Genomic DNA, 20479 nt, shown 5'->3' with positions numbered 1-20479 from the left:
CGCATCAGGCACTGAAGATGATGACGCCTGACCAAGCCTATGCCGCTACATTAACCACCTGACCTGTGCAGAAACCGATGGGTCATTACAGTTGTTCAGAGGTTACTTAGATAGTTTGAAGTCAGCACAAGGGCGGCCGCGCCGATGCCAGCGATGATAAACACTTCGAAGTGCGCGTTGAAGGTTTGTGGTTTCATGATTTTGATCCTGTGGGTAGGTGTCTCACCGGTATAGCTGGCCGTCGTCTCAGTGTCTGAAATAGCGGCCCCGTGGCGACTGGTTCATCCACGCAGCTGCGCGGGATGCTGGGGTAGTGCGCACATAGCTGCCAAAAGTGCCATTTGGATCGATCAACCGCCCCAAAAAAACATCTCATTCTTATTCGGGCCGCTTCGCTTATGTCAATCAGATTTCGGATGTCCTGGTGAGCACCAGCTCCTCGAGCCTCATAATATGGTGGAAAGCAACTTGAACAACTATCGACATGACAATCCTAAAAACTGGGTCATGTATGGCTGCGGAGTATGCGCAGCTTGCTTTCGGGAAGGACTCCGGAACTCAGCAGACCCTCAACAATGCATCGCAAGACCGCCAGTCCAGCGCCCGGCCTGGAAGAGAGGGCATTCTCGCCGGCCTGAGGAAAACACTCATCTATTTTGCCAATGTCGAGAAATTCCCGATCGTTAGCAATTTCACAAGCCGAAGGCATGGACATGAAACCTACTTCTACGCCGGCAGCCAGTACCGCATCCACCTCATCAGTAAATGAATTGGCTAGGCGGTCAAGTCAATCCGCCCCAGAACGCGTTCTGAGGCAGCAAGACGCCGGCCCACTGACTGGTTTGCGCAATTTTCATCGTAGCTCCACGCAAGCACGTTCGCTGGAACGTCTGAGCGAGGGGCAAGTGAACCTGTTAAATCGCGTACATGAGAAGAAGGGGGAAGTGCAAAAAGTCGCAGCGAGTTACGAAAAGCTTTGCAAGGGGGCAACGATTGATTCATCCCTTCCGGCGAGCGAGCATTTTTTATTTACTAAAAATAGCGACATCGAAAATCGCTTTTCCGCCGGCCAACCAGCGTTCGTACGCTCATTGAGGTACACATCCGATGAAGAGGCTCTTACGAAATCGAGCGATGGCGGCAAGACCCTTGCCAAGCGCGAAATTGATACATTGATGAATAATGTACCGGGCATTGACATCGTGGCAACACCATCGACGCTGATTGGCTCACGATTCAAATCAAGCATCATTTCCCGGATGGAAAAGCCATATCGTCCAAAGTGGAAGGGGCTTCCGTCAGTTGTATACTTGCCGCCTGCAGTGGATGAATCATCTGGGCAAAGTCCTTTGCTAGCCAAAGGCTTGCGACGACCAGGATTCGGGGACATTTATACATATCAAACGAGCAAGGCCTTCCATTTAAATGGCTACCTCGACCGTGCTCCAAGCCTCAGTCACGCCGAAAGATTCACCGTTATTGAGGAAAACTCAAAGCGGTTCATAAAACCGGATCCGCTGCGTCCGCGGGAAGGCTTTTCTCACTCGGCTCAGGACTTGGCAAATGATCTGTCTACCCGGCAAGCAGCAGAGCCTTCCCGGATCCTGACTCACAACGAGTTCTTCGCAAAATTAGAAATTTGGGATGCAAAGGCCGTTGAAATTGGTGATGCCAAAGACGTTGCGATTGCAACGCTCCTTGAATTCAACATTGAGATGGCATTGTTGGAACGTTCCCTTTCGAGTGACGGAGCGAATGGGGAAACGTTGACGGATCATCTGCGACGACAGCTTGCATGGCCTGCCGACCCGTCAGAGACACCCCTAGGTTTGGAAAGCGTCGAAAGCCGGCTATCGACGCTCGGTGATAGTGAAAAACAGGCCTACCTTGATGGCGTGTTAGACCAACTTCGGGAACGGGTTACTCTTTGCACATACCAATATAATGAGACTGGCAGTGCGCTCCTTACCCTTGCGTTTAGCGATTTTAGTAGGGAGGACATCTTGGCAGGGATCAAGCGATATCTTGGTGCGAGGCTGCCGAACTTGTCGAGTAGGTGGCAATTGGATTTTTCTTTCGAACTCGCCAGTGGGCCAGATTGAATTGGGGCCACGACGACGCCGGCGCATGTGAGGCGTTTGCGTAGGGGCTCTGCCCCTACACCCCCAGATCAGCGCCCCCTGCTTGTTTGGATTTTTTTCGGCCAATTTTGCGGCCAAGCTCGAACAGCGAGAGGATGGCTTGGCACGCATTTTTTTCTCGCTTCGCCAGCCCAGCGCGATCGCCTAGAACCTGCCCCCGAGCTGCGCGCGCGATCCAAAGGTGATCTGCCTCGGGGAATGCGTTTCCAAGTAGGGGTTCAGCCGACATACGTGTGAAAAAAGCTCACACGATCGTATTTCATCCATTGTATCAGCGAGTTAGCGCATTTTTTGCTGTTTTTTTCCACGAATCCCCGCCGACCCTGGACAATGGCCAGTGGCTGGAACGCCATACCCGCCTGGAGCGGGAACTGACGCAGACACGCCAGCGGGCCGACGCCCAGCAGCGCGAGCGCGACGCGCTGCGCCTGACAGCCGCCGAGCACCAAGGCCTGCAGGTGCGATGGACCATAGATGTCCAAGCGCTGGAAGGCGTGCGCGCCGAACTGGCTGCGGCGCGGACCGATCTGGTCGAAGAGCGCCAGCGCCGGGAACACGCCGAGGTGGAGACCTTGCGGGCCACGGTACGCCTGAGCACGTTGGAACAACTCCTGGCGCAGCTGCGGCCACCGCGCCCCGTTGACGAACACGAAAAGACCATCGCAGCCAGTACATCGCCAGGAGGCTGATGCTCAGCCTGTTGGGGAAGGTATGGGTCATCCTCCGCCTCAATGCCTTCGTCGTCACAGCTATGACTTCGGTGAGGTGAGGCGAAGCAGCGCGCTCTCCGCCAAACTGGCTTCTACAGTCACCTATATGTGGATGATTGCAAATGCCAAACACAATATCTAGTTCAATTGCACCATCGGCCGGCAGCGAGTGGATGAAGAGTGCCGACTCCGCTGAGAGTATTCATGAGGAGGTTGTATCAAACCACGTTCATCAAGCGGTTCCCGCAGAGCTCGCTGATTTACCAAGCCGGCAACCACCTCGGTCGAAAGCAGCGCTTCAGGAAGATAACTCTATGACCTCTGGACTGGTGACGTCGTCGCTTGATTCACCAATCCTGAAGAAAGCACCCAAGAAAAGAGTAATAAAAGAAAATATAGCCGTTTTGCACACCCCGGCGTTAGAGCGAGTCCAACAGAAAAAATTACTAGTTCAGAATTTAGCGCAGTTGCAGAGAGGGATGGCTGAAATAAATAATAGAGTCGAACTCAAAGAGCTCATTGATGGATCTTCAGTCAAGGAATTGCTAATAAAAAGAAATTCACAGATTACTGAAGAGTATGGGAAAGGAAAGCCTTTAATGATTCGATCTTTACGATTTTCAAACCCACAAGAGGTGGCTAGTAAATTTGGTGCGGAAGGAAAGACGCCAGCCAAAAGAGAAGTTGATACAATTTGCAATAAATCCACGCTGCATGACATTGTCATGACGCCTGCCTCCCTTGTAAAAAAGGAAGTGCGGATGAATTTGATATCTGAAGTCCCCCGAGCAAAGGATAAACAAAAATACAGAGGCCTCCCTTCAGTCGTATATGGCCAAAGCAACCGCCGTAGTGAATCAGACTATCTGGCGTCTCGAAATGGTTTTGGCGACGTGCATTCTTTCAAATCCAACAATGCATTTAATTCCAGATACGAAAAAATATGTGGGTCGCTTAGTCATGCCGAAAAGTTGGGATTGATTGAGAGGAATCTTACTCCCTTCATAAGGCATGATCCAGATAGGATTTCCAACGATTTTGTTCACTACATTGAAGAATTGGCTGAACACCAGGTGCTGTTGCAATCAAGAAAACCTGCTAGTACTTTGAGACATAATGAATATTGTACCAAGCTTGAACTGTGGGACGCCAAAGCTATAGCAGTCGGTGAATCTCGTCCCTTGGCGGTCGCTACCTTGATTGAATTTAATTTGGAGATGTTGTCGATAGCGCAAGAGATCGATGATGACGGGCACAGGAATAAAATGGTCGCGGATTTTATCGAGCGCCAACTATCATGGCTTGGCCCACAAGTCGCATTGGATAGAAAGTCAACGCTTGAAAGGGTTTCAGCATTTAGCGCACAAGAAAGGGAATTTGTAGCTAATGAAATTAGCCAATCGTTGCGTCTGGGTGTTTCACTTTGCACTTACGATAGAGATGAAGCAGGAAGTTATATTCGCGAGATGAGTTTATTGGATTTTAGAATTGAAGAAATAATGGAGGGTATAAATATTTTTCTTTCCTCCAAGCTTTTACACGTCACAGATGGAGTCTGAATCACTCACCTGTATATCGGGGTTCAGCCGACATACGTGTAAAAATAGCTCACATGAGCGCGTTTCACCCATTGCATCAGTGAGTTAGCGGATATTTTGAGGCAACAAAACTACACCGCCAACGCCAGTTCAGTCTCATACGGTTCCAGGATCGACTCCACTTCAATGAGGTAATCCCCGAAGCGCTTGACATGGCTGGTCACGTACGGGCTGAGGACGAGGGTCGGCAGGGATTCGTGTAAAAAAAACAGCAATCTGCTACTGATAAAGATTGCGCTCCCGCCGCTTTCACGCCGCTTTCAAGGGGGCGCAGCCGGTGCCGCCTGCTCTTCAACCAAAGGAAATGCTCATGTTGCGATTGAACGGGTTACGCGTGTTGCTACGGACGCTGGCAGCAACCAGCGCTTTGCTGACAACGGCATCGGCGTCGGCCGCTTGCGCCGACATGCTCGCGGTGTCTCTGCCGTCCACCACAATCAGCAGCGCTACCGACGTACCCGCCGGTGCCTTTACGGCGCCGGACGGCACCGTGCTCGACGCACTGCCGGCATTCTGTCGTGTCGTCGGTGTGTCGCGGCCGACCAGCGATTCGGACATCGGGTTCGAGGTGTGGATTCCGTCCGCGGGCTGGAATCAAAACTACCTGCAGGTCGGTACGGTCGTTTTCGCCGGCAACATTAAATACAGGTCGCTTGGTTTCGCCTTGCGCCGCGGCTATGCGACCGCAACCACCGATGGCGGCCACCGGGCCTCGATTGGCGATGCCAGCTTTGCGCTCGGCCACCCGCAGAAAATCGTCGACTGGGGCTATCAGGCGCTGGCCACGACGATCTCCAACGGCAAGGCGCTGGTTTCCGTCTATACGCATCGTGCGCCGCGCTATTCCTACTTTTTCGGCGCCTCCAATGGTGGCCGCGATGCGCTGATCGCGGCGCAGCGCTATCCGGGCGCCTTCGATGGCATCATCGTCGATGCGCCGTCCAGCGCCTGGGTCCACACCGCGTTTTCCTGGCTGTGGTCGGAGGATGCCCAGTTCGGCAGTCCGGCGGCGACTATCGCGGCGGCCAAGCTGCCGGCCATCCAGGCCGCCGCGCTCGCCCAATGCGATGCGACGGACCACACGGCCGACGGCGTGGTCAACGACCCACGCCGGTGCCGCTTCGATCCCCGCGTGCTGTTGTGCAGCGGGGCCGAGTCCGACGCGTGCCTCACTGCGCCGCAGCTGCAGACGCTCGCTGCCATCCTTGCCGGCCCGGTCAACCCACGCACCGGCGAGCGCATCTACTACGGTTTCGAGCCGTTTGCGGTCGCCACGCCGGGGACATGGGACCAGTGGATCACCGGCAACGCCGCCGTTCCCGGCGGCGGCCATGCGGTGCTCGCCAACCAGTTCTTCGCCAACATGGTGTTCGATACCGCCAGCGCCGGGTTCGACCATACGCAGGTGAACTTCGATACCGATGTCGCCCGCGCTGAACGCAAGCCAGTTGCCGGCCAGCCGCTGGCCAGCGTCATCGATGCCACCTCCGCGGATCTGAGCGGATTTCGCGCGCGCAACGGCAAGATGATCCTGTATATCGGCTGGGAAGATCCGGTGGTTCCACCGCGAGGCGCGATCACCTATTACGAATCGGTCGTGGCCAGGCAATGGCTGGACAACCCGCAGATCCGCAGGGCCGAGGATGCGCTTGCCCAGACCCAGCAGTTCTTCCGCCTGTTCATGGTGCCCGGCATGGGCCACTTCACCGGCGGGCCCGGCACGTCGGCCTTTGGCGCGCTGTATGGGCCGCCCGCATTGGCCATGGATCCCCAGCACGACGTGTTGGCGGCGATGGAGGCGTGGGTCGAGCAAGGCATCGCACCGGAGCGCATCGTCGCAGCAAAATATACCAATGACGACCCGGCCAAGGGTGTGGTCCGCACCCGGCCGCTCTGCCACTATCCGCAATCGGCGTTATGGATCGGCCAGGGCAGCGCCGACGATGCGCAAAACTTCCTCTGTGTGGACAGTCCGCGCGGTGCCTACCTCGACGTTGCTGCGTCTGCGCGCGCACCGTTGCCAAGCGCGGCCCAAGGCCGATGAGTCGGGCGCTCGCACGCGTGAGCTTGCAAGCCGCTCGCCCGGTGGTAATGACCCACGAAGTAAATATCCCCCGGCTTTGCCGGGGGGATGAGGATGTAAGTCGGAACCCCACCCGTTGGCTGAGCTGGATGGCGCAAAGGTCGCCACTATGCAGGTGATGCGGTATCCGTAGTGGCTCCCGCTCCGACACCCTGCTACCCGAGTCGGCGGGAAAACAGTGCGGGTGGATCATAGACGGTCGGCGCGAGGCCGTGCGCCGATACACCAGGACGGAAGGTGCCATAGCGCCGCGCTCAATGCGCGTCCGGCGATGCGGCCCGTCTATTACCCACCCCCAATTTCGAGTAGCGCCTCAGCCCGTACGTGACCAGCCATGTAAAGCGTCGTCCCTGAAAAAATCCTTTTCAGTCACCAATTGTCAGCAGTGATCGGTCCACGGCGCCCCAGGATGAGGGTCGGCAGGGATTCATGTAAAAAACCTTTGCTGCCAGTGAGTTAGCTCACTTTTGGCTGTTTTTTACATGAATCCCTGCCGACCCTCAGGTTGCCCCTTGGCGGACCCCCTGGCGGGCGTCGACGATCGTCGGTTGGCACAGGATTTAAGTCGTCTGACCCCGCTTGCACGCGGCGCGGATGTATTGCGATGCCTGAGCGGGCCTGCTATCGCTAAGCGTCTATCGGGGTCCGTTCTATGTATCTTCCCCGTTTAGGGCGTGCCTGCAAGGCTCGTCATCGGATTGCGGGCCGGAACTCCTCGGCTCGGACATGACTAGTTTGCTCTGTCGAGATGCAAGCCACTTGCCAAATCGCAGGCACGACAGAAAGCGGCCACGGGCCGCCTTGCGTCTCAGCACCAGAACCGCTTACTTCATGCGGTAGGTAATACGGCCTTTGGTCAGGTCGTACGGAGTCATCTCAACCTTGACCCGATCGCCGGTCAGAATGCGGATGTAGTTCTTGCGCATACGGCCGGAGATGTGGGCGATGATTTCATGCCCGTTTTCCAGCTTGACCCGGAACGTGGTGTTGGGAAGCGTCTCGCTGACGCTGCCTTCGAATTCAATGGAGTCGTCTTTCGACATGTAATCCTGTGCAATCAAAGCTGGCCCGGAAGGGCCGTAAGGGACGGCATTTTACGCTCCATCTCCCCGTGGTGCAAATTTTATGTTAAGTGGGCTTCACCCAGCGCCGTGACGGGCCGCTCACCGTAGCGTTCGGACCAGCTACCGGCCGGTTCCACTAGGGCTACCTGGCGCTGCACGTTTTGCACAAACTCCGCGCGTGGCATGTGCTGCGCGCCCAGGCCGAGCAGGTGCGGGTTTTCCACCTGCGCATCGAGCAGCGGCCAGCCACGCGTATGCAGGTCGGCGGCCAGCGCGGCTAACGCCACTTTCGAGCCGCCGCTGGTTGCGCTGAACATACTTTCCCCGAAGAACATCTGGCCGATCGCCACGCCGTAGATGCCGCCCACCAGGCGCGCGCCGTCGAACACTTCCAGCGAGTGCGCGTGGCCGCGATGGTGCAAGTCGACATAGGCCTCCTGCATCTGCGCGGTGATCCAGGTGCCGTCCTGTCCGGGACGCGAGCTGGACGCGCACGCGGCAATGACCTGTGCAAATGCGGTATCGGCTCGCAGGGTCCAGTTGCAGTTGCGCAGCTGCCGTTTGAAGCGCGACGACAGGCGCACGCCATCGGTGCGGAATACCATGCGCGGGTCCGGGCTCCACCACAGAATCGGTTGCCCTTCCGAAAACCACGGAAAGATGCCGTGCGCATACGCGTTGAGCAGGCGTTGCGGGTGCAGGTCGCCGCCCAGGGCGAGCAGGCCGTCGGGCTCGCGCAAGGCGCGCTCGACCGGCGGAAACGGGCTGGCAGGGTCCGGTGACAGCAGGTGGGGCAGGGCGCGCGACATGGAGTGAGTCTAGCGGTGCTGCGTGCGGGCGGTGCGCATTGGGTCAGTCGCGAAACGGGCTGTGGTCTGCCAGTTCGACCGCGTGCCGCGCGACGGCCTCGCGTTCGTCGGCGCACCATTGCGCCAGCGGTTCGCGGAAGCCGGGATCGGCGATCCAGTGACGGCTGCGCACTACTGTCGGCAGAAAGCCGCGCGCAATCTTGTGCTCGCCTTGTGCGCCAGGCTCGAAGCGGCTCAGACCTTCGCGCAGGCAGTATTCGATGCCCTGGTAATAGCAGGTTTCGAAGTGCAGCCCGGGCAGGGCTTCGCCGCCCCAGTAACGGCCGTAGAGCGTGTCGTGGCCGCGCAGGCATAGCGCACCGGCAATCGCTTGCCCATCGAGGTCGGCCAGGAACATCACCAGCTGACGCGCCAGGTGTTGCGCCAGGTGGCGCAGGAATTCGGGAGTCAGTGCCGGCGAATTGCCGTACTCGTTGAAGGTCTTGAGATAGAACCCGTACATGGCGTCCAGGTCCGCCTCGCTGGCCTCATCGCCATGCACCACGCGCAGCTGCACGCCGGCGCGCTGCACCTTGGCGCGTTCCTGGCGGATGTTCTTGCGGCGTTTGTGGTCCATCGCCGCCAGAAACGTTTCGAAGTCGCTCCAGCCGCTGGCGTTGTGCCAGTGGTATTGCAGATCGTTGCGTTCCAGCCAGTCGGCATCGAATGCGGCATCTTCATCGGCCAGATGAAAATTCACATGCGCCGAAGACAAGCCGCTGCGCTCCACCAGCTCGCGCATCGCGGCCAACAAGTGCCCACGCCACTTGGGCGCGCCGAGCAGGCGCGGGCCGGTGACGGGCGAGTAGGGCACGCCGCACAGCCACTTCGGGAAATACTCCTGCCCGTAGCGTGCATACGCATGCGCCCAGGCATGGTCGAACACGAACTCGCCGTGCGAATTGTTTTTCAGGTAACCCGGCGCGGCGGCGACCAGCGTGTCGCCGGTCCACAAGGTCAGGTGCAGCGGATTCCAGCCCCAATCCGGACGCAGGCAGCCTTCGCGTTCCAGGCCTTGCAGAAATGCATCGCTGACGAAGGGATGGCGGCCGTCGTGCAGCGCATCCCAGGCACCGGCAGGAAGCTCGTCCAGCCGGCGACACCAGCGGGCCGTCACGCTCATGCGCGCGGCCCGTTGGTGCTGTCCGCGCGGCGCGGCCGGCGGTCAGCAGCCATCTCAGGCGCTCTTGTCGAGATAACGCTCGGCATCCAGCGCGGCCATGCAGCCGAAACCGGACGAGGTGATGGCCTGGCGGTAGTGCTGGTCGGCCACGTCGCCGGCGGCGAATACGCCGGCCACCGAGGTCTCGGTCGCTGCGCCGTTCAGGCCGGAGCGGATTTCCAGGTAGCCGTTGTTCATGGCCAGCTGGCCGTCGAACAGCTGCGTATTGGGGTGGTGGCCGATGGCGACGAAGAAGCCGTGCGCGTCGATATCGCGGGTGCTGCCGTCGAGGGTGGACTTGACCCGCACGCCGGTCACGCCGGCATCGTTGCCCAGCACTTCGTCGATGGCGTGGTGCCAGACGGTTTCGATCTTGCCGGCGGCGACCTTGGCGAACAGCTTGTCCTGCATGATCTTTTCCGCGCGCAGGGTGTCGCGGCGGTGCACCAGGTACACCTTGCGCGCGATGTTGGACAGGTACAGCGCTTCTTCGACCGCGGTGTTGCCGCCGCCGACCACCACCACGTCCTGGTCCTTGTAGAAGAACCCGTCGCAGGTGGCGCAGGCGGAAACGCCCCGGCCCTTGAAGGCCTCTTCGCTGGGGATGCCCAGGTACTTGGCGGTGGCGCCGGTGGCGATGATCAGCCCGTCGCAGGTGTACTCGGCGCTATCGCCGATCAGCCGGAACGGCCGCTGCGACAGATCGGCAGTGTGGATGTGGTCGAAGATGACCTCGGTCTCGAAGCGCTCGGCATGCGCCTGCATGCGGTTCATCAAGTCCGGGCCCATCAAGCCGTGGGGGTCGCCCGGCCAGTTGTCCACCTCGGTGGTGGTCATCAGCTGGCCGCCTTGCTGCAAGCCGGTGATCACCACCGGCTTGAGATTGGCGCGGGCGGCGTAGACTGCGGCGGTCCAGCCCGCCGGGCCGGAGCCCAGGATCAGCAGGCGGGAATGCTTGGCGGGACTGGCAGATGAGGCGCTCATGTATACTCGCGATCTAGGAGTGGTAGGGACGGCGCCGGTGAATTGCGCCCCCGTGGCGGCATAGAGTGGCGGTCCCCACCCGGTGAATCAAGGCGGCGCGATGGAACTGCTTGAACCGCAGATGGCATGGTCCGCCCTGATTGCATGTTCGACGCCGCCTTGTGCGGCGTTTTTCGTTGGCGGCCGGGCGCCCCGGCAGCCGGTGCTCATTCAACTGCTGAAACCGTGGCCTCAGTCGTTTATTATCAACCACTAACAGCATTTTTCTAAGGTCTGGCTACAGGTGGCAAAGCAGGTTCCCGAACGCAGCAAGCCCGCAGAGGGCAAATCGTCGTCGCGCAAGACGGCGGTGGCGGACAATCCGCGTCGGCAAAAGCTCTGGCGCGATCTGGCATTGATCGCGGTGGCGCCGTTGTTGCTGTACCTGCTGGCCAGCCTGTTTACCTATTCGGCAACCGATCCTGGCTGGTCGCGCACCGGCAATCTGGTCGCGCCGATCCACAACATGGGCGGCAGATTCGGCGCGATGGCGGCGGATGTGTTGCTGCAGCTGTTCGGTTACGTGGCCTTCCTGCTGCCGGTGATCCTGGGCGCGGTGGCCTGGATCGCACTGATCGGCGAGCGCGAGGAGCAGAGCCAGAGCGATCTGGGGCCGGCGTTGCGGCTGGTCGGCATGGTGGGCTTTCTGATTTCTTCGACCGGCTTTTTGCATCTGCGGCTGTTCCAGGGTGAGGTCGCCGAGGCCGGCGGCATTCTCGGCAAGCTGGTCAGCGGGTCGCTCAGCTCCGGCTTTGGTGCGCTGGGCGCCAATCTGTTCGTGGTAGTGCTGCTGCTGGTCTCGATCACATTGGCGACCGGGTTGTCGTGGTTTGCGGTGATGGAGCGCATCGGCAGGTGGGTGCTGGCGCTGGGCCCGTTGATGCAGCGCAAGACCCACCAGGCCACCGAGTGGCGGCAAACCCGCGTGATGCGCGAAGAACGCGAGGAAGTGCGCAAGGTCGATGCAGTCAAGCAGGCCAAGCGCGAGCCGGTCAAGATCGAACCTCCGCCGGCACCGGTGGTGGAAAAGAGCGAGCGCGCCAAGCGCGACACCCAGATTCCGATGTTCCAGGGCGTGAGCACCGATGGCTCGGATCTGCCGCCGCTGGCATTGCTGGACGATCCGAAGCCCCAGACCAAGGGCTATTCGGAAGAGACGCTGGAAACGCTGTCGCGGCAGATCGAATTCAAGCTCAAGGATTTCCGCATCGAGGCGCAGGTGGTCGGGGCCTATCCCGGTCCGGTGATCACCCGCTTCGAGATCGAGCCGGCGCCGGGCATCAAGGTCAGCCAGATCAGCTCGCTGGACAAGGACATCGCGCGCGGGCTGTCGGTCAAGTCGGTGCGTGTGGTGGACGTGATTCCGGGCAAGTCGGTGGTGGGTCTGGAGATCCCCAACGTCACCCGCGAGATGATCTTTCTGTCCGAGCTGCTGCGTTCCAAGGAATACGACAAGTCGGCCAGCCCACTTACGCTTGCGCTGGGCAAGGACATCGCCGGGCGCCCGACCGTGGCCGATCTGGCGCGCATGCCGCACTTGCTGGTGGCCGGTACCACCGGCTCGGGCAAGTCGGTGGCGGTCAACGCGATGGTGCTGAGCCTGTTGTTCAAGGCCTCGCACAAGGAACTGCGGATGCTGATGATCGACCCGAAGATGCTCGAATTGAGCGTCTATCAGGGCATCCCGCATCTGTTGGCGCCGGTGGTCACCGACATGAAGGAGGCCGCCAACGGCCTGCGCTGGTGCGTGGCGGAGATGGAACGCCGTTACAAGCTGATGAGTGCGGTGGGCGTGCGCAACCTGGCCGGCTTCAACAAGAAGATCAAGGACGCCATCGACGCCGGCCAGCCGATGATGGACCCGCTGTTCAAGCCGAATCCGGAGCTGGGCGAGGCGCCGCGGCCGCTGGAGACGCTGCCGTTCATCGTTATCTTCATCGACGAATTCGCCGACATGATGATGATCGTCGGCAAGAAGGTCGAAGAGCTCATCGCACGCCTGGCGCAGAAGGCGCGTGCGGCCGGCATTCACTTGATCCTGGCAACGCAGCGGCCGTCGGTGGACGTGATCACTGGTCTGATCAAGGCCAATATCCCGACCCGCGTCGCGTTCCAGGTCAGCTCCAAGATCGACTCGCGCACCATCCTGGACCAGTCCGGCGCCGAGGCGTTGTTGGGCAATGGCGACATGCTGTATCTGCCGCCTGGCACTGCGTTGCCGGACCGTGTGCACGGCGCTTTCGTCAGCGACGAAGAAGTGCATCGGGTGGTCGAGCATCTGAAGGCCAGCGGGCCGGTGTCGTACGTCGAAGGCGTGCTCGACGAAGTGCAGACCATGGGCGATGGCACCGTGGTGGGCGCAACCGGCTTGCCGGAGAGCAGTGGCGGCGGTGGGGATGAGTCCGACCCGCTGTACGACGAGGCACTGCGCATCGTCACCGAAACCCGGCGCGCATCGATTTCCGGTGTGCAGCGTCGCCTGAAGATCGGCTACAACCGTGCTGCGCGCTTGATCGAGGCGATGGAAGCGGCTGGCGTGGTCAGCCAGCCCGAGCACAACGGCGATCGCACGGTATTGGCGCCGCCGCCGCCCAAGTAGCGACGGTTGCTGTTGTCGCTGCGCGTTGCGGTGGAGCCAGTGGGGCGAAAGGGCCAGTGCCTGGGTGCGACTAGTCGCAGGGCGCTTTTGTCGCAAGACGCTTTTCGATCTCCCCGCATCGGCATACACACTCCAGTGCGAAACGACGCATGCCGCATCCACCTCGCGGAGTCGCCGCAACGAGCGCTGCCATCCCTACCGATGCAGCATTGTTGGAAGTCGATACCTGTCATTGCCGGGCACACCGGCTACCCTAGCGGACAAGTGCCGCTCCGGCCCGTCGTGATCGAGACCCATGCTGCGTCGTCCCTTGTTGCTGCTCGTGCTGTTGATCTCCGCTCCGCTGCTTGCCTACGCGCAACAGCGACCCGCGCCTGCTGCGGCGGCGCGTACCCAGGCCGATACCAATTACAGCTTTGCGCGTTATCGCGCCGACTATGAAGTGCGCGCCGATGCCAGCAGCGTGGAAACCGACGAGTACGAGATCCTGCTCAAGACCAAGTCGGCGATTGAGCAGTTCAGCCAGGTGCGGTTGAGCTATAGCGAAAAGATGGAGACGCTCGACGTGCTGGAGGCGTACACCGTCACCGCCGAAGGGCTGCGCCAGGACGTGGCCGCCGACAAGATCTACACCCAGGAAAGCTATTCCAGCGCCTCGGCGGCGATGTACGCCGACCGCAAGGTCAAGGTGGTGGTGTTCCCGAATCTGGCGCCGGGTGCGCGCATCGTCTATCGCGTGCGACGCGCACAGAACACGCCGTACTTCCCAGGTTATTTCAGTCTGTGGGAAACCTTCAGCGTGTTCGCGCAGTACGACGATGCGGTGGTCACCTTGGTTGCGCCCAAGTCGTTGCCGATGCATTTGTCCGCACGTGGTCTGCAGGGCAGCACCAAGCCGGTGGTGCGTGGCGATCAGGCGCGCTGGGAATGGCGCTACCAGCGCGCTACGCCGATGAAGAACCAGAACTGGAGCGCGGCGACCTGGGAATTCAGCCCCACGCTGATGGCCAGCACCTTCGACAGCTGGTCGCAGATGGGCCTGGCGTATCACGTCAAGGGTGGGCGCGCCGCCGCAGTCACACCGGCGATCCAGACATTGGCCGACCAGGTGACCAAGGGAATCGATGAGCCGCGGGCACAGGCGGCGGCGTTGTATGCCTGGGTCGCGCGCAATATCCGCTACGTGGCGGTGTACCTGGGCAATGGCGGTCTGGAGCCCAACAGTGCCGACAGCATCCTGGCCAATCACTATGGCGACTGCAAGGACCACACCGTGATCCTGGAAGCGCTGCTGGCGGCCAAGGGCATCGCCAGCACACCGGTGCTGATCGGCGCGGAGGGCGGGCCGACATTGCCGGCAATCCCGGTGCTGGGGCGCTTCAATCACGCCATCACCTACATCCCGGCATTCGATCTTTACGTCGATTCGACCAACCCGTACGCGCGCTTCGGCCAGCTGCCGGCCAGCGATCTTGGCGCGCCGGTGGTGCATACGCGCGACGGCAAGGTCACCCAGACGCCGCCGAACGATCGCAAGGTCAACCGCTACGTCGCCCGGACCGAGTACCGCTTCACGCCACAGGGCGGATTGCAGGGCCTGACGACCCTGGACAGCGGCCAGACCGGCGAGGTGGGGCTGCGCGCGATGTTCGTGCAACTCAATGCGCAGAACCGCAACCGCATCGAGGAATCGATCATTGCCCAGTCCGGTTTCGTCGGGACCGGCGATCTGCTGATTCAGGGCGATCCGTTGGATCTGGAGACGCCGTTCAACTATCGCTACAGCTTCCAGGCCAACGATGCTGTGGATTTTTCGGTGGTCGGCGGCATGACCTTGCCCGACATGCCCGGTGCCGAATCGACGCGCGGGATCTACACCACCACCTCGGCCGAAGACAATCTGACCCCGTTCTACTGCAACGACAGCGTGCGTGAGGAAACCTACGTAGTGACCTTCCCCGACACGGTGCCGATCATTGCCATCCCGCGTAGCAGCAGGTTTCGCAACACGGCTGGCGAATACGCAGTGGCCTGGTCGCGCCAGGGACAGACGGTCACTGCAGTCCATCGCCTGCAACGCGCGGCGGTGCACGGGCCGCAGGCCTTGTGCCAGCCACAGGATTACCGTGCGTTTCGCGAGCTGTATCAGCAGGTGCGACGCGGCTTTCGTGGGCAGATCGTTTACGGCGATCTGTCAAATGTGCAGACCGCGCACTGAGCCAGGCCGCCGCCGCTGCATGAACGCGTCCTTGCGATAACGCTCGCCCATTCATCTATGAAGCTTCAGAATTGGCGCACTCCTTTCTGGAAGACCGCGATGCATCGCCAGCTCCGTTATGCCGTCCTCGCCACCGCTCTGTTTGCCGGCACCGCGTTTGCCGGTGCGCGCCAGGAGCTGGACACGTTCACCCGTGGCCTCAAGGGCCTGGATGGGCAGTTCGATCAGCAGGTCACCGATGCCAACGGCCGGGTCAAGGAGCGTTCGAGCGGGCGGGTCGCATTGTCGCAACCGCGCCAGTTCCGCTGGGAATACGCCAAGCCGTACAAGCAATTGATCGTGGCCGACGGCAAGAAGGTGTGGGTGTTCGACCCCGACCTGGAGCAGGTGACCGTGCGCGCGCAGGGCAACGAAGAGCAGAACAGCCCGCTGGTGGCGTTGATCGACCCCGCACGTCTGGACAAGCAATACGACGTCAGCGAAGAGGCGGCGCCGCGCGATGGCCTGCAGTGGCTGTCGTTGACGCCCAAGGTCGACACCGAAGCCAGCTTCCAGATGGCCTCGCTCGGTTTCGGCAAGGACGGCCTGGCCAAGATGGAGGTGGTCGATGCGGTGGGGCAGCGCACTGCGATCAGCTTCAGCGGCTGGAAGCGCAACCCCGCGTTTGCGGCCGACACCTTCCGCTACACCCCGGCCAAAGGCGTGGATGTGGTGGGAGACGCGCAGTAAGCGTAACCGCGGCATGCCTGGTGGCGCCATTCATGGTGCCCTGCAGTACTGTCACGCTGCGGAAGCAGCGCCTTCCCTACGCGGGGCTGCAGTAGTGCTACGGGACCGGTTCATAAGGCGTCCATTGGCCGATCGTACGCATCGCCTCGGCCGATTGGTTGGTCTGGCGCTTGACGAAGAAATCGATCCCGCGTTCGCGGTGGTGTTTTCCCTTTTCGCGCAGGATGAGGATGGTCGGTTCCCAAATGCCTGGGTCGCCGATCAGTTCATCGAAGGCGCGATCGGTGTCGGCAGCTTGCGTTTCGCATCCGGCGGCTCGCAACAACTGGGACTGCGCACGCAACGCATCGAGGCGGGGCGCTGCCTCCGCCTGTAGCGCCCAGTCTACGATTAGCGAGGCGAACTTGTTGTCCTGCATGTAGATGCGGACCCTGTCCACGAAGTCCTTCAATTGGCGCTCTGCCACCATGTACAGCCGCTGGTCGTCGACGATGCCTTGCAGTTTGGAGATCCCGTAGTTGACCCATAACTGCCAGTTCCGCCGCACTTCGCGTTCGAATGTAGCGAAGCTAAAGAATTCGATGCCGCGATCGGTACGGACAGGATCGATTTCATTATTGAACATCCACAAGGTAGAGAATGTCGTGCTGCCGGCCGAGTGCAGTTCTCTGCTGTAGCCGAGGTCGAGCATGGACGTGGACAGCCGCGCGACGGGCGTGGGCGACGCATTGCCGCCGCTGGGGCGCGTCCACTGCTGGGCCACGATGCTGGCCGATGCGCGCGCCGCGATTTCGACCCTGGATTGCGCACTCGAATCCTTCAACACCATTGTCATGTAGCCTTCGATCGGCGTCTGCGAACGAGAGGTCTCCCGTTTTGCCTTGAGGCCGATCGAAACACCCAACGTCGCGCGCCGCGGTTGACCGTCCATGTTCCCCACACGCACACCCGCGGCGACGCCGATGCTGGATTCGGTTACCGAGGAGTTCCGCTCGGCATGTCCGATCAGGCCGGTGGTGATGCTCGGGTGGTGCGCCAGCAATTCCGCTAGAAAGTCGCGCTCGGCTAGCGGGACGCCATCGCTGCCGGATTGCTCGGCAAGCCGCAGCAGGTGCTCGAACATGGCGAGGAATTGAGCACGCTGCTCTAGTTCATGACCCTTGCCACGCCGTGGAACGCGGATCTGAATGCCGTGCTCGATGCCTGATTCCTTTTTGATGCGCCAGTCCGCCGATCCGGTGATACCCACCGGTGCGTTTTCGGTGCCGGGCAGCATGACGCCCGCACTGATGCCTGTCGTGGCCTGAAACTGCCGTGTCTTCTGCCGTCCGATCTGCAGCGACAGCCCGGTACGTCCCATGTAAATTTCCAACGTACGATCAGAACTGGTTTGACCACCCGCAGACAATTTCAGCCCTAGCCCGCTCGGGATGACCGCAAGCGCGGCGGACAGCGGCGTTGTATTGAGTCCTATCACACGTTGCTCGGTGATACGCAGCTTGTCGCGCCACTCCAGTCGTTCCATCAGGTTGCGCAGGCACTCAAACAGCGCACGTGGCGACCTGACGCGGGATGAGTCACCCTCATGCAGAAAGCGACTGGCGCTACCAACGGCCTGATGAAAATTGTGACGCGCGGCTACCGCCAGCGCCTCATGCAAGGGCGCCGTGCCGACAGGGATAACGAGCGGATGCGCAGGGTGGTCGAGCAGGCCGCGTTGGATCAAGCGCAGCGTTTCGGGTAGACGCATGCGGCCCGTGCGTAGCGCAGCCCAGGCGGAGGCGATCCCAGGATGGCAGGCCGCCAGTTGCAGATCGTGGGTCTCGCTCACGGAGGCAGCAGCCGATCGCTGGAGATGCAGGGCGCGCTGCTCGATCTTGCCCAGCACCTTGCTAGTGAAGATCAAGTCGGTTGCGTCCTGTTCGTGCGGGAGCCATTGCACGTATTCGGAAAGCGCCTGCATCGCCAGCTCATCTTGCGACGGTAGCTGCCCGTATGCCTGCTGTATCTCGCGGCGCGCTGCGAGCCAGCTGGTCAAGTGGCCTGCGGCCTCACGAAAGGCTTCGTTGGCGCGCCGCCTAGCAGTCGGCAGCGATTCGGAGGCGCCAACCTTCATTCCCAGCCCGAGTGCGTTGAAGGGATTGAGGGTGCGATCGCCTCGCATAGCGCTGCCAGCCCCGGCCCATTGCGCGAACATCTGCAGGCACGCATTGGCGCGTGCATAAGGCGAACCCGCACGGGTGGTTTCGAAGCCGTTTCGGAATGCGTGGAATGCACTGCGTTGGGCATCGGTCGCGTACTGCAAGCCCTGCTGCGGCGAGGCGCCATGCACGGCATGCCGCGCTCCCATCTGCGCATCGCCCAACCAGGCCTGTTCGGCTTGTTCTGTTTCCGGCGTCAGTGAAAGCCGGTGGCTGGCGCGCAGATGCACTTGCGCCGCCTCTAGCCATTCTTTGGATGGGGGCGTCGGCTCTTCGTGCAGCATCTGCGACAGGACCTGCATGCCGCGCGGCACGCTGACCAACAAGCCCAGGCAGGCGGCGACGGCATCCATGGACGGAACCGTCTCGGCAGCGATGGAGACCTCTGGCGGCGGAATCAGCTCGCGCAACTGCAGCGCGCTCAGGCGTTGCAGTACGGCTGCCGCTGCCGTGGCATCGCCCGCGCTGGCGATAGATAAGGCCTGCAGGGCGATGCTCAATGTGTCGAAAGGCTGCATGGCGTCGACTCCGAACGCCGCGCTGCGGACATGCAGAGTGTCTGCCCAGGCGTGTATGACGTGCCGACTCATGTGGTTGATCGTCTCGACGCGGAAGCCGGGTAGGGCATCGAGCAGGTTCGCCAGGGCTGCGGTGGCGGCATCGGGGTGAGCGGACTGAGTTTCATCGTTTGGCGACTGCATGTGCGGCGGTTGTGCGGATGCGTTTTCCACCGCGCGCTGCATTTCGTCGTGCGCGGCTTCCAGCGCGCTGACCGTCTGTTCCTGTTGCCACAGCTCGGTTGTATTGACCTGCGACGAATGCAGTGCCTGTTTCAGTTTTGCGTCGATCTGGGCGATGCGCTCCTGCAGGCGCCGCGCATGCCGCTGGCAACGCTCTGCATGCGCGCGTTGCAGGGACAGCATATTTTCGTCGCGCTTGAGCTGCATGCGCTGTGCCTCGATTTCCTGTTTGCGCTCGGCGAGAAGATGAGACGCAAGCGAGCGACGCGGCGGCGCAACTGCAGAGCTGCTTGCGTGATCTGCCTGTGCCGAGCCGTGGCCGAAGAAGACCGCCTTGGACGGTGCATCGCCGCGCGCGCGCGCTGCTTGCAGCTCGTTCTCAATGCGAGCGCCGGCGAGCTCCAGCGGCGAGGCTTTGGCCTCTTGGCGTCCGCTGGCGGGCGATGGCTCGGGGTCGGCTGCGACAGCGAGCGACTGGGGATCGCCTGGTGGCACGTCAAGCGCGGCGCGCGCAGCGGCGATCTTCGACTCGAGCTCGCGCATAGCTGCCACTACCCCGTCGGCTTGCCCGTTGCATCTATGCAGCTGTTTTAGCAACTCGGCGCCTTCGCGCGTCAGCGCGCTGATGCTGTCGCTGAGATTGCAGGCGCGCCGGGCTCCCAGCGCCAGCTTCTCTCGCGCGGCCTGTAGCGTACGTGCATGCGCATAATTTAATTCGTCGTAGCGACGCTGGGAAATGCGAGCGGCCAGGCCTCGATTTGACTGATTCAGGCGGGATATCAGTGCGGCGTTGAGATCACGTGTGGCATTCGGTAACGGTGAGGAAGGCATCGGATGATTGGCGCTGCGTTCCGGCCGAACGGTTGGCCCGTCCCGTTCGAGTTGCACCGAGGAATAGCGCAGCAAGGTTGCGTGCGGTTCCGGGGCGCCGCTAGTTATGCCCAATAGCTCTGCGGCTTTCCGGAAGGGACGCAGGAGTTTGTGTTTGCGTCTGGGAGCGGCTTTCAATCTGGGTTCGACGATACTTGCTTGCGTCGCCTGCTCCAGCAGCGCCGCAGACCAAACCAACGGGTCGTCCTGGGCCTGGATCAATTCGGCTTCGAAGGCGCATGGATCGGGGGTCGCCAACTTGTTGTGCGTCTGCCGCTTTGCCGAGGGCTTGGATGGATGAGCGATGGTCTCGGCCATTCCTGGAAGACAGGCAGCGATGGCAGAGGGTCGGAGCGAAATGCGGGGCATGTTGGAAATCCGTGCGCTGAACGTTTTGATTGCGCGAGCGCCGCTCGCGGCAGATGCAGGGTGCAGGCTAGCTATGGCTGCGCGCGCTTGCTCGTTATTAAGTAACACTATGATGCTGCTTGTT

General features: G+C 61.0%; 12 protein-coding genes and 1 pseudogene. 8 read left to right on the top strand and 5 right to left on the bottom strand.

Features of this window, described 5'->3' with window-relative positions; genetic code table 11:
* Nucleotides 1-511 precede the first annotated feature (511 nt).
* The 5 genes and pseudogenes from XdyCFBP7245_RS18495 to XdyCFBP7245_RS18480 all read left to right on the top strand — a co-directional run bounded on the left by XdyCFBP7245_RS18495 (nt 512) and on the right by XdyCFBP7245_RS18480 (nt 6493).
* Nucleotides 512-769 carry a hypothetical protein gene (locus XdyCFBP7245_RS18495; protein WP_104616945.1) on the top strand — a complete coding sequence of 86 codons (258 nt, stop codon included), beginning with the start codon at nt 512-514 and terminating at the stop codon, nt 767-769.
* Complete coding sequence (gene avrBs1 / locus XdyCFBP7245_RS23870; RefSeq protein WP_342352097.1) at nt 663-2102, top strand: AvrBs1/Avra family type III secretion system effector; 1440 nt, start codon at nt 663-665, stop codon at nt 2100-2102. The genes XdyCFBP7245_RS18495 and avrBs1 (XdyCFBP7245_RS23870) overlap by 107 nt, the downstream gene beginning before the upstream one ends.
* A gap of 365 nt (nt 2103-2467) precedes the next feature.
* Nucleotides 2468-2830, top strand: a pseudogene (locus XdyCFBP7245_RS18490) (DNA-binding protein); the annotation flags it as partial.
* A 194-nt stretch (nt 2831-3024) separates the two neighbouring features.
* Nucleotides 3025-4410 (top strand): AvrBs1/Avra family type III secretion system effector, encoded by a 1386-nt coding sequence (avrBs1, locus tag XdyCFBP7245_RS18485; protein ID WP_244907854.1) that lies wholly within the window; start codon nt 3025-3027, stop codon nt 4408-4410.
* A gap of 445 nt (nt 4411-4855) precedes the next feature.
* On the top strand, nt 4856-6493 hold the full coding sequence (locus tag XdyCFBP7245_RS18480) for a tannase/feruloyl esterase family alpha/beta hydrolase (RefSeq protein ID WP_211287743.1): 1638 nt from the start codon (nt 4856-4858) through the stop codon (nt 6491-6493).
* An 863-nt stretch (nt 6494-7356) separates the two neighbouring features.
* Here XdyCFBP7245_RS18480 and infA read toward each other — a convergent pair.
* From infA to trxB, 4 genes are all read right to left on the bottom strand, one after another.
* Nucleotides 7357-7575: a translation initiation factor IF-1 gene (gene infA / locus XdyCFBP7245_RS18475; protein ID WP_002813418.1), complete on the bottom strand. Its 219-nt coding sequence runs from the start codon at nt 7573-7575 to the stop codon at nt 7357-7359.
* A gap of 80 nt (nt 7576-7655) precedes the next feature.
* Nucleotides 7656-8405 (bottom strand): leucyl/phenylalanyl-tRNA--protein transferase, encoded by a 750-nt coding sequence (gene aat, locus XdyCFBP7245_RS18470; protein WP_104616943.1) that lies wholly within the window; start codon nt 8403-8405, stop codon nt 7656-7658.
* Nucleotides 8406-8448: 43 nt separating this feature from the next.
* Entirely contained in the window at nt 8449-9567 is a 1119-nt protein-coding gene (locus XdyCFBP7245_RS18465; RefSeq protein WP_104616942.1) for a GNAT family N-acetyltransferase, read from the bottom strand.
* 54 nt (nt 9568-9621) lie between these two features.
* Nucleotides 9622-10590: a thioredoxin-disulfide reductase gene (trxB, locus tag XdyCFBP7245_RS18460; protein ID WP_104616941.1), complete on the bottom strand. Its 969-nt coding sequence runs from the start codon at nt 10588-10590 to the stop codon at nt 9622-9624.
* A 283-nt stretch (nt 10591-10873) separates the two neighbouring features.
* Between trxB and XdyCFBP7245_RS18455 the strand changes: the two genes are divergently transcribed.
* The 3 genes from XdyCFBP7245_RS18455 to lolA all read left to right on the top strand — a co-directional run bounded on the left by XdyCFBP7245_RS18455 (nt 10874) and on the right by lolA (nt 16175).
* Nucleotides 10874-13228 (top strand): DNA translocase FtsK, encoded by a 2355-nt coding sequence (locus tag XdyCFBP7245_RS18455; protein WP_104616940.1) that lies wholly within the window; start codon nt 10874-10876, stop codon nt 13226-13228.
* Between the two features lie 295 nt (nt 13229-13523).
* Nucleotides 13524-15446 (top strand): DUF3857 domain-containing transglutaminase family protein, encoded by a 1923-nt coding sequence (locus XdyCFBP7245_RS18450; RefSeq protein WP_104616939.1) that lies wholly within the window; start codon nt 13524-13526, stop codon nt 15444-15446.
* Between the two features lie 57 nt (nt 15447-15503).
* Complete coding sequence (gene lolA, locus XdyCFBP7245_RS18445; protein WP_170068708.1) at nt 15504-16175, top strand: outer membrane lipoprotein periplasmic chaperone LolA; 672 nt, start codon at nt 15504-15506, stop codon at nt 16173-16175.
* Between the two features lie 97 nt (nt 16176-16272).
* On the opposite strand, the gene xopZ is transcribed toward lolA, so the two are convergent.
* Complete coding sequence (gene xopZ, locus XdyCFBP7245_RS18440; RefSeq protein ID WP_386261675.1) at nt 16273-20304, bottom strand: XopZ family type III secretion system effector; 4032 nt, start codon at nt 20302-20304, stop codon at nt 16273-16275.
* Between the last annotated feature and the right edge of the window lie 175 nt (nt 20305-20479).

The organism is Xanthomonas dyei (assembly GCF_002939865.1).
Classification (GTDB): Bacteria; Pseudomonadota; Gammaproteobacteria; order Xanthomonadales; family Xanthomonadaceae; genus Xanthomonas; species Xanthomonas dyei.
Note: the sequence above shows the minus strand (reverse complement) of the source record. Positions and strands in the feature narration are given on the sequence as shown.

Excerpts from the sequence above, each read along its gene's own strand:
- XdyCFBP7245_RS18495 (WP_104616945.1), top strand. The coding sequence starts at position 512 with ATGGCTGCGGAGTATGCGCAGCTTGCTTTCGGGAAGGACTCCGGAACT.
- avrBs1 (WP_342352097.1), top strand. The coding sequence starts at position 663 with ATGTCGAGAAATTCCCGATCGTTAGCAATTTCACAAGCCGAAGGCATG.
- avrBs1 (WP_244907854.1), top strand. The coding sequence starts at position 3,025 with ATGAAGAGTGCCGACTCCGCTGAGAGTATTCATGAGGAGGTTGTATCA.
- XdyCFBP7245_RS18480 (WP_211287743.1), top strand. The coding sequence starts at position 4,856 with ATGCTCGCGGTGTCTCTGCCGTCCACCACAATCAGCAGCGCTACCGAC.
- infA (WP_002813418.1), bottom strand. The coding sequence starts at position 7,575 with ATGTCGAAAGACGACTCCATTGAATTCGAAGGCAGCGTCAGCGAGACG.
- aat (WP_104616943.1), bottom strand. The coding sequence starts at position 8,405 with ATGTCGCGCGCCCTGCCCCACCTGCTGTCACCGGACCCTGCCAGCCCG.
- XdyCFBP7245_RS18465 (WP_104616942.1), bottom strand. The coding sequence starts at position 9,567 with ATGAGCGTGACGGCCCGCTGGTGTCGCCGGCTGGACGAGCTTCCTGCC.
- trxB (WP_104616941.1), bottom strand. The coding sequence starts at position 10,590 with ATGAGCGCCTCATCTGCCAGTCCCGCCAAGCATTCCCGCCTGCTGATC.
- XdyCFBP7245_RS18450 (WP_104616939.1), top strand. The coding sequence starts at position 13,524 with ATGCTGCGTCGTCCCTTGTTGCTGCTCGTGCTGTTGATCTCCGCTCCG.
- lolA (WP_170068708.1), top strand. The coding sequence starts at position 15,504 with ATGAAGCTTCAGAATTGGCGCACTCCTTTCTGGAAGACCGCGATGCAT.
- xopZ (WP_386261675.1), bottom strand. The coding sequence starts at position 20,304 with ATGGCCGAGACCATCGCTCATCCATCCAAGCCCTCGGCAAAGCGGCAG.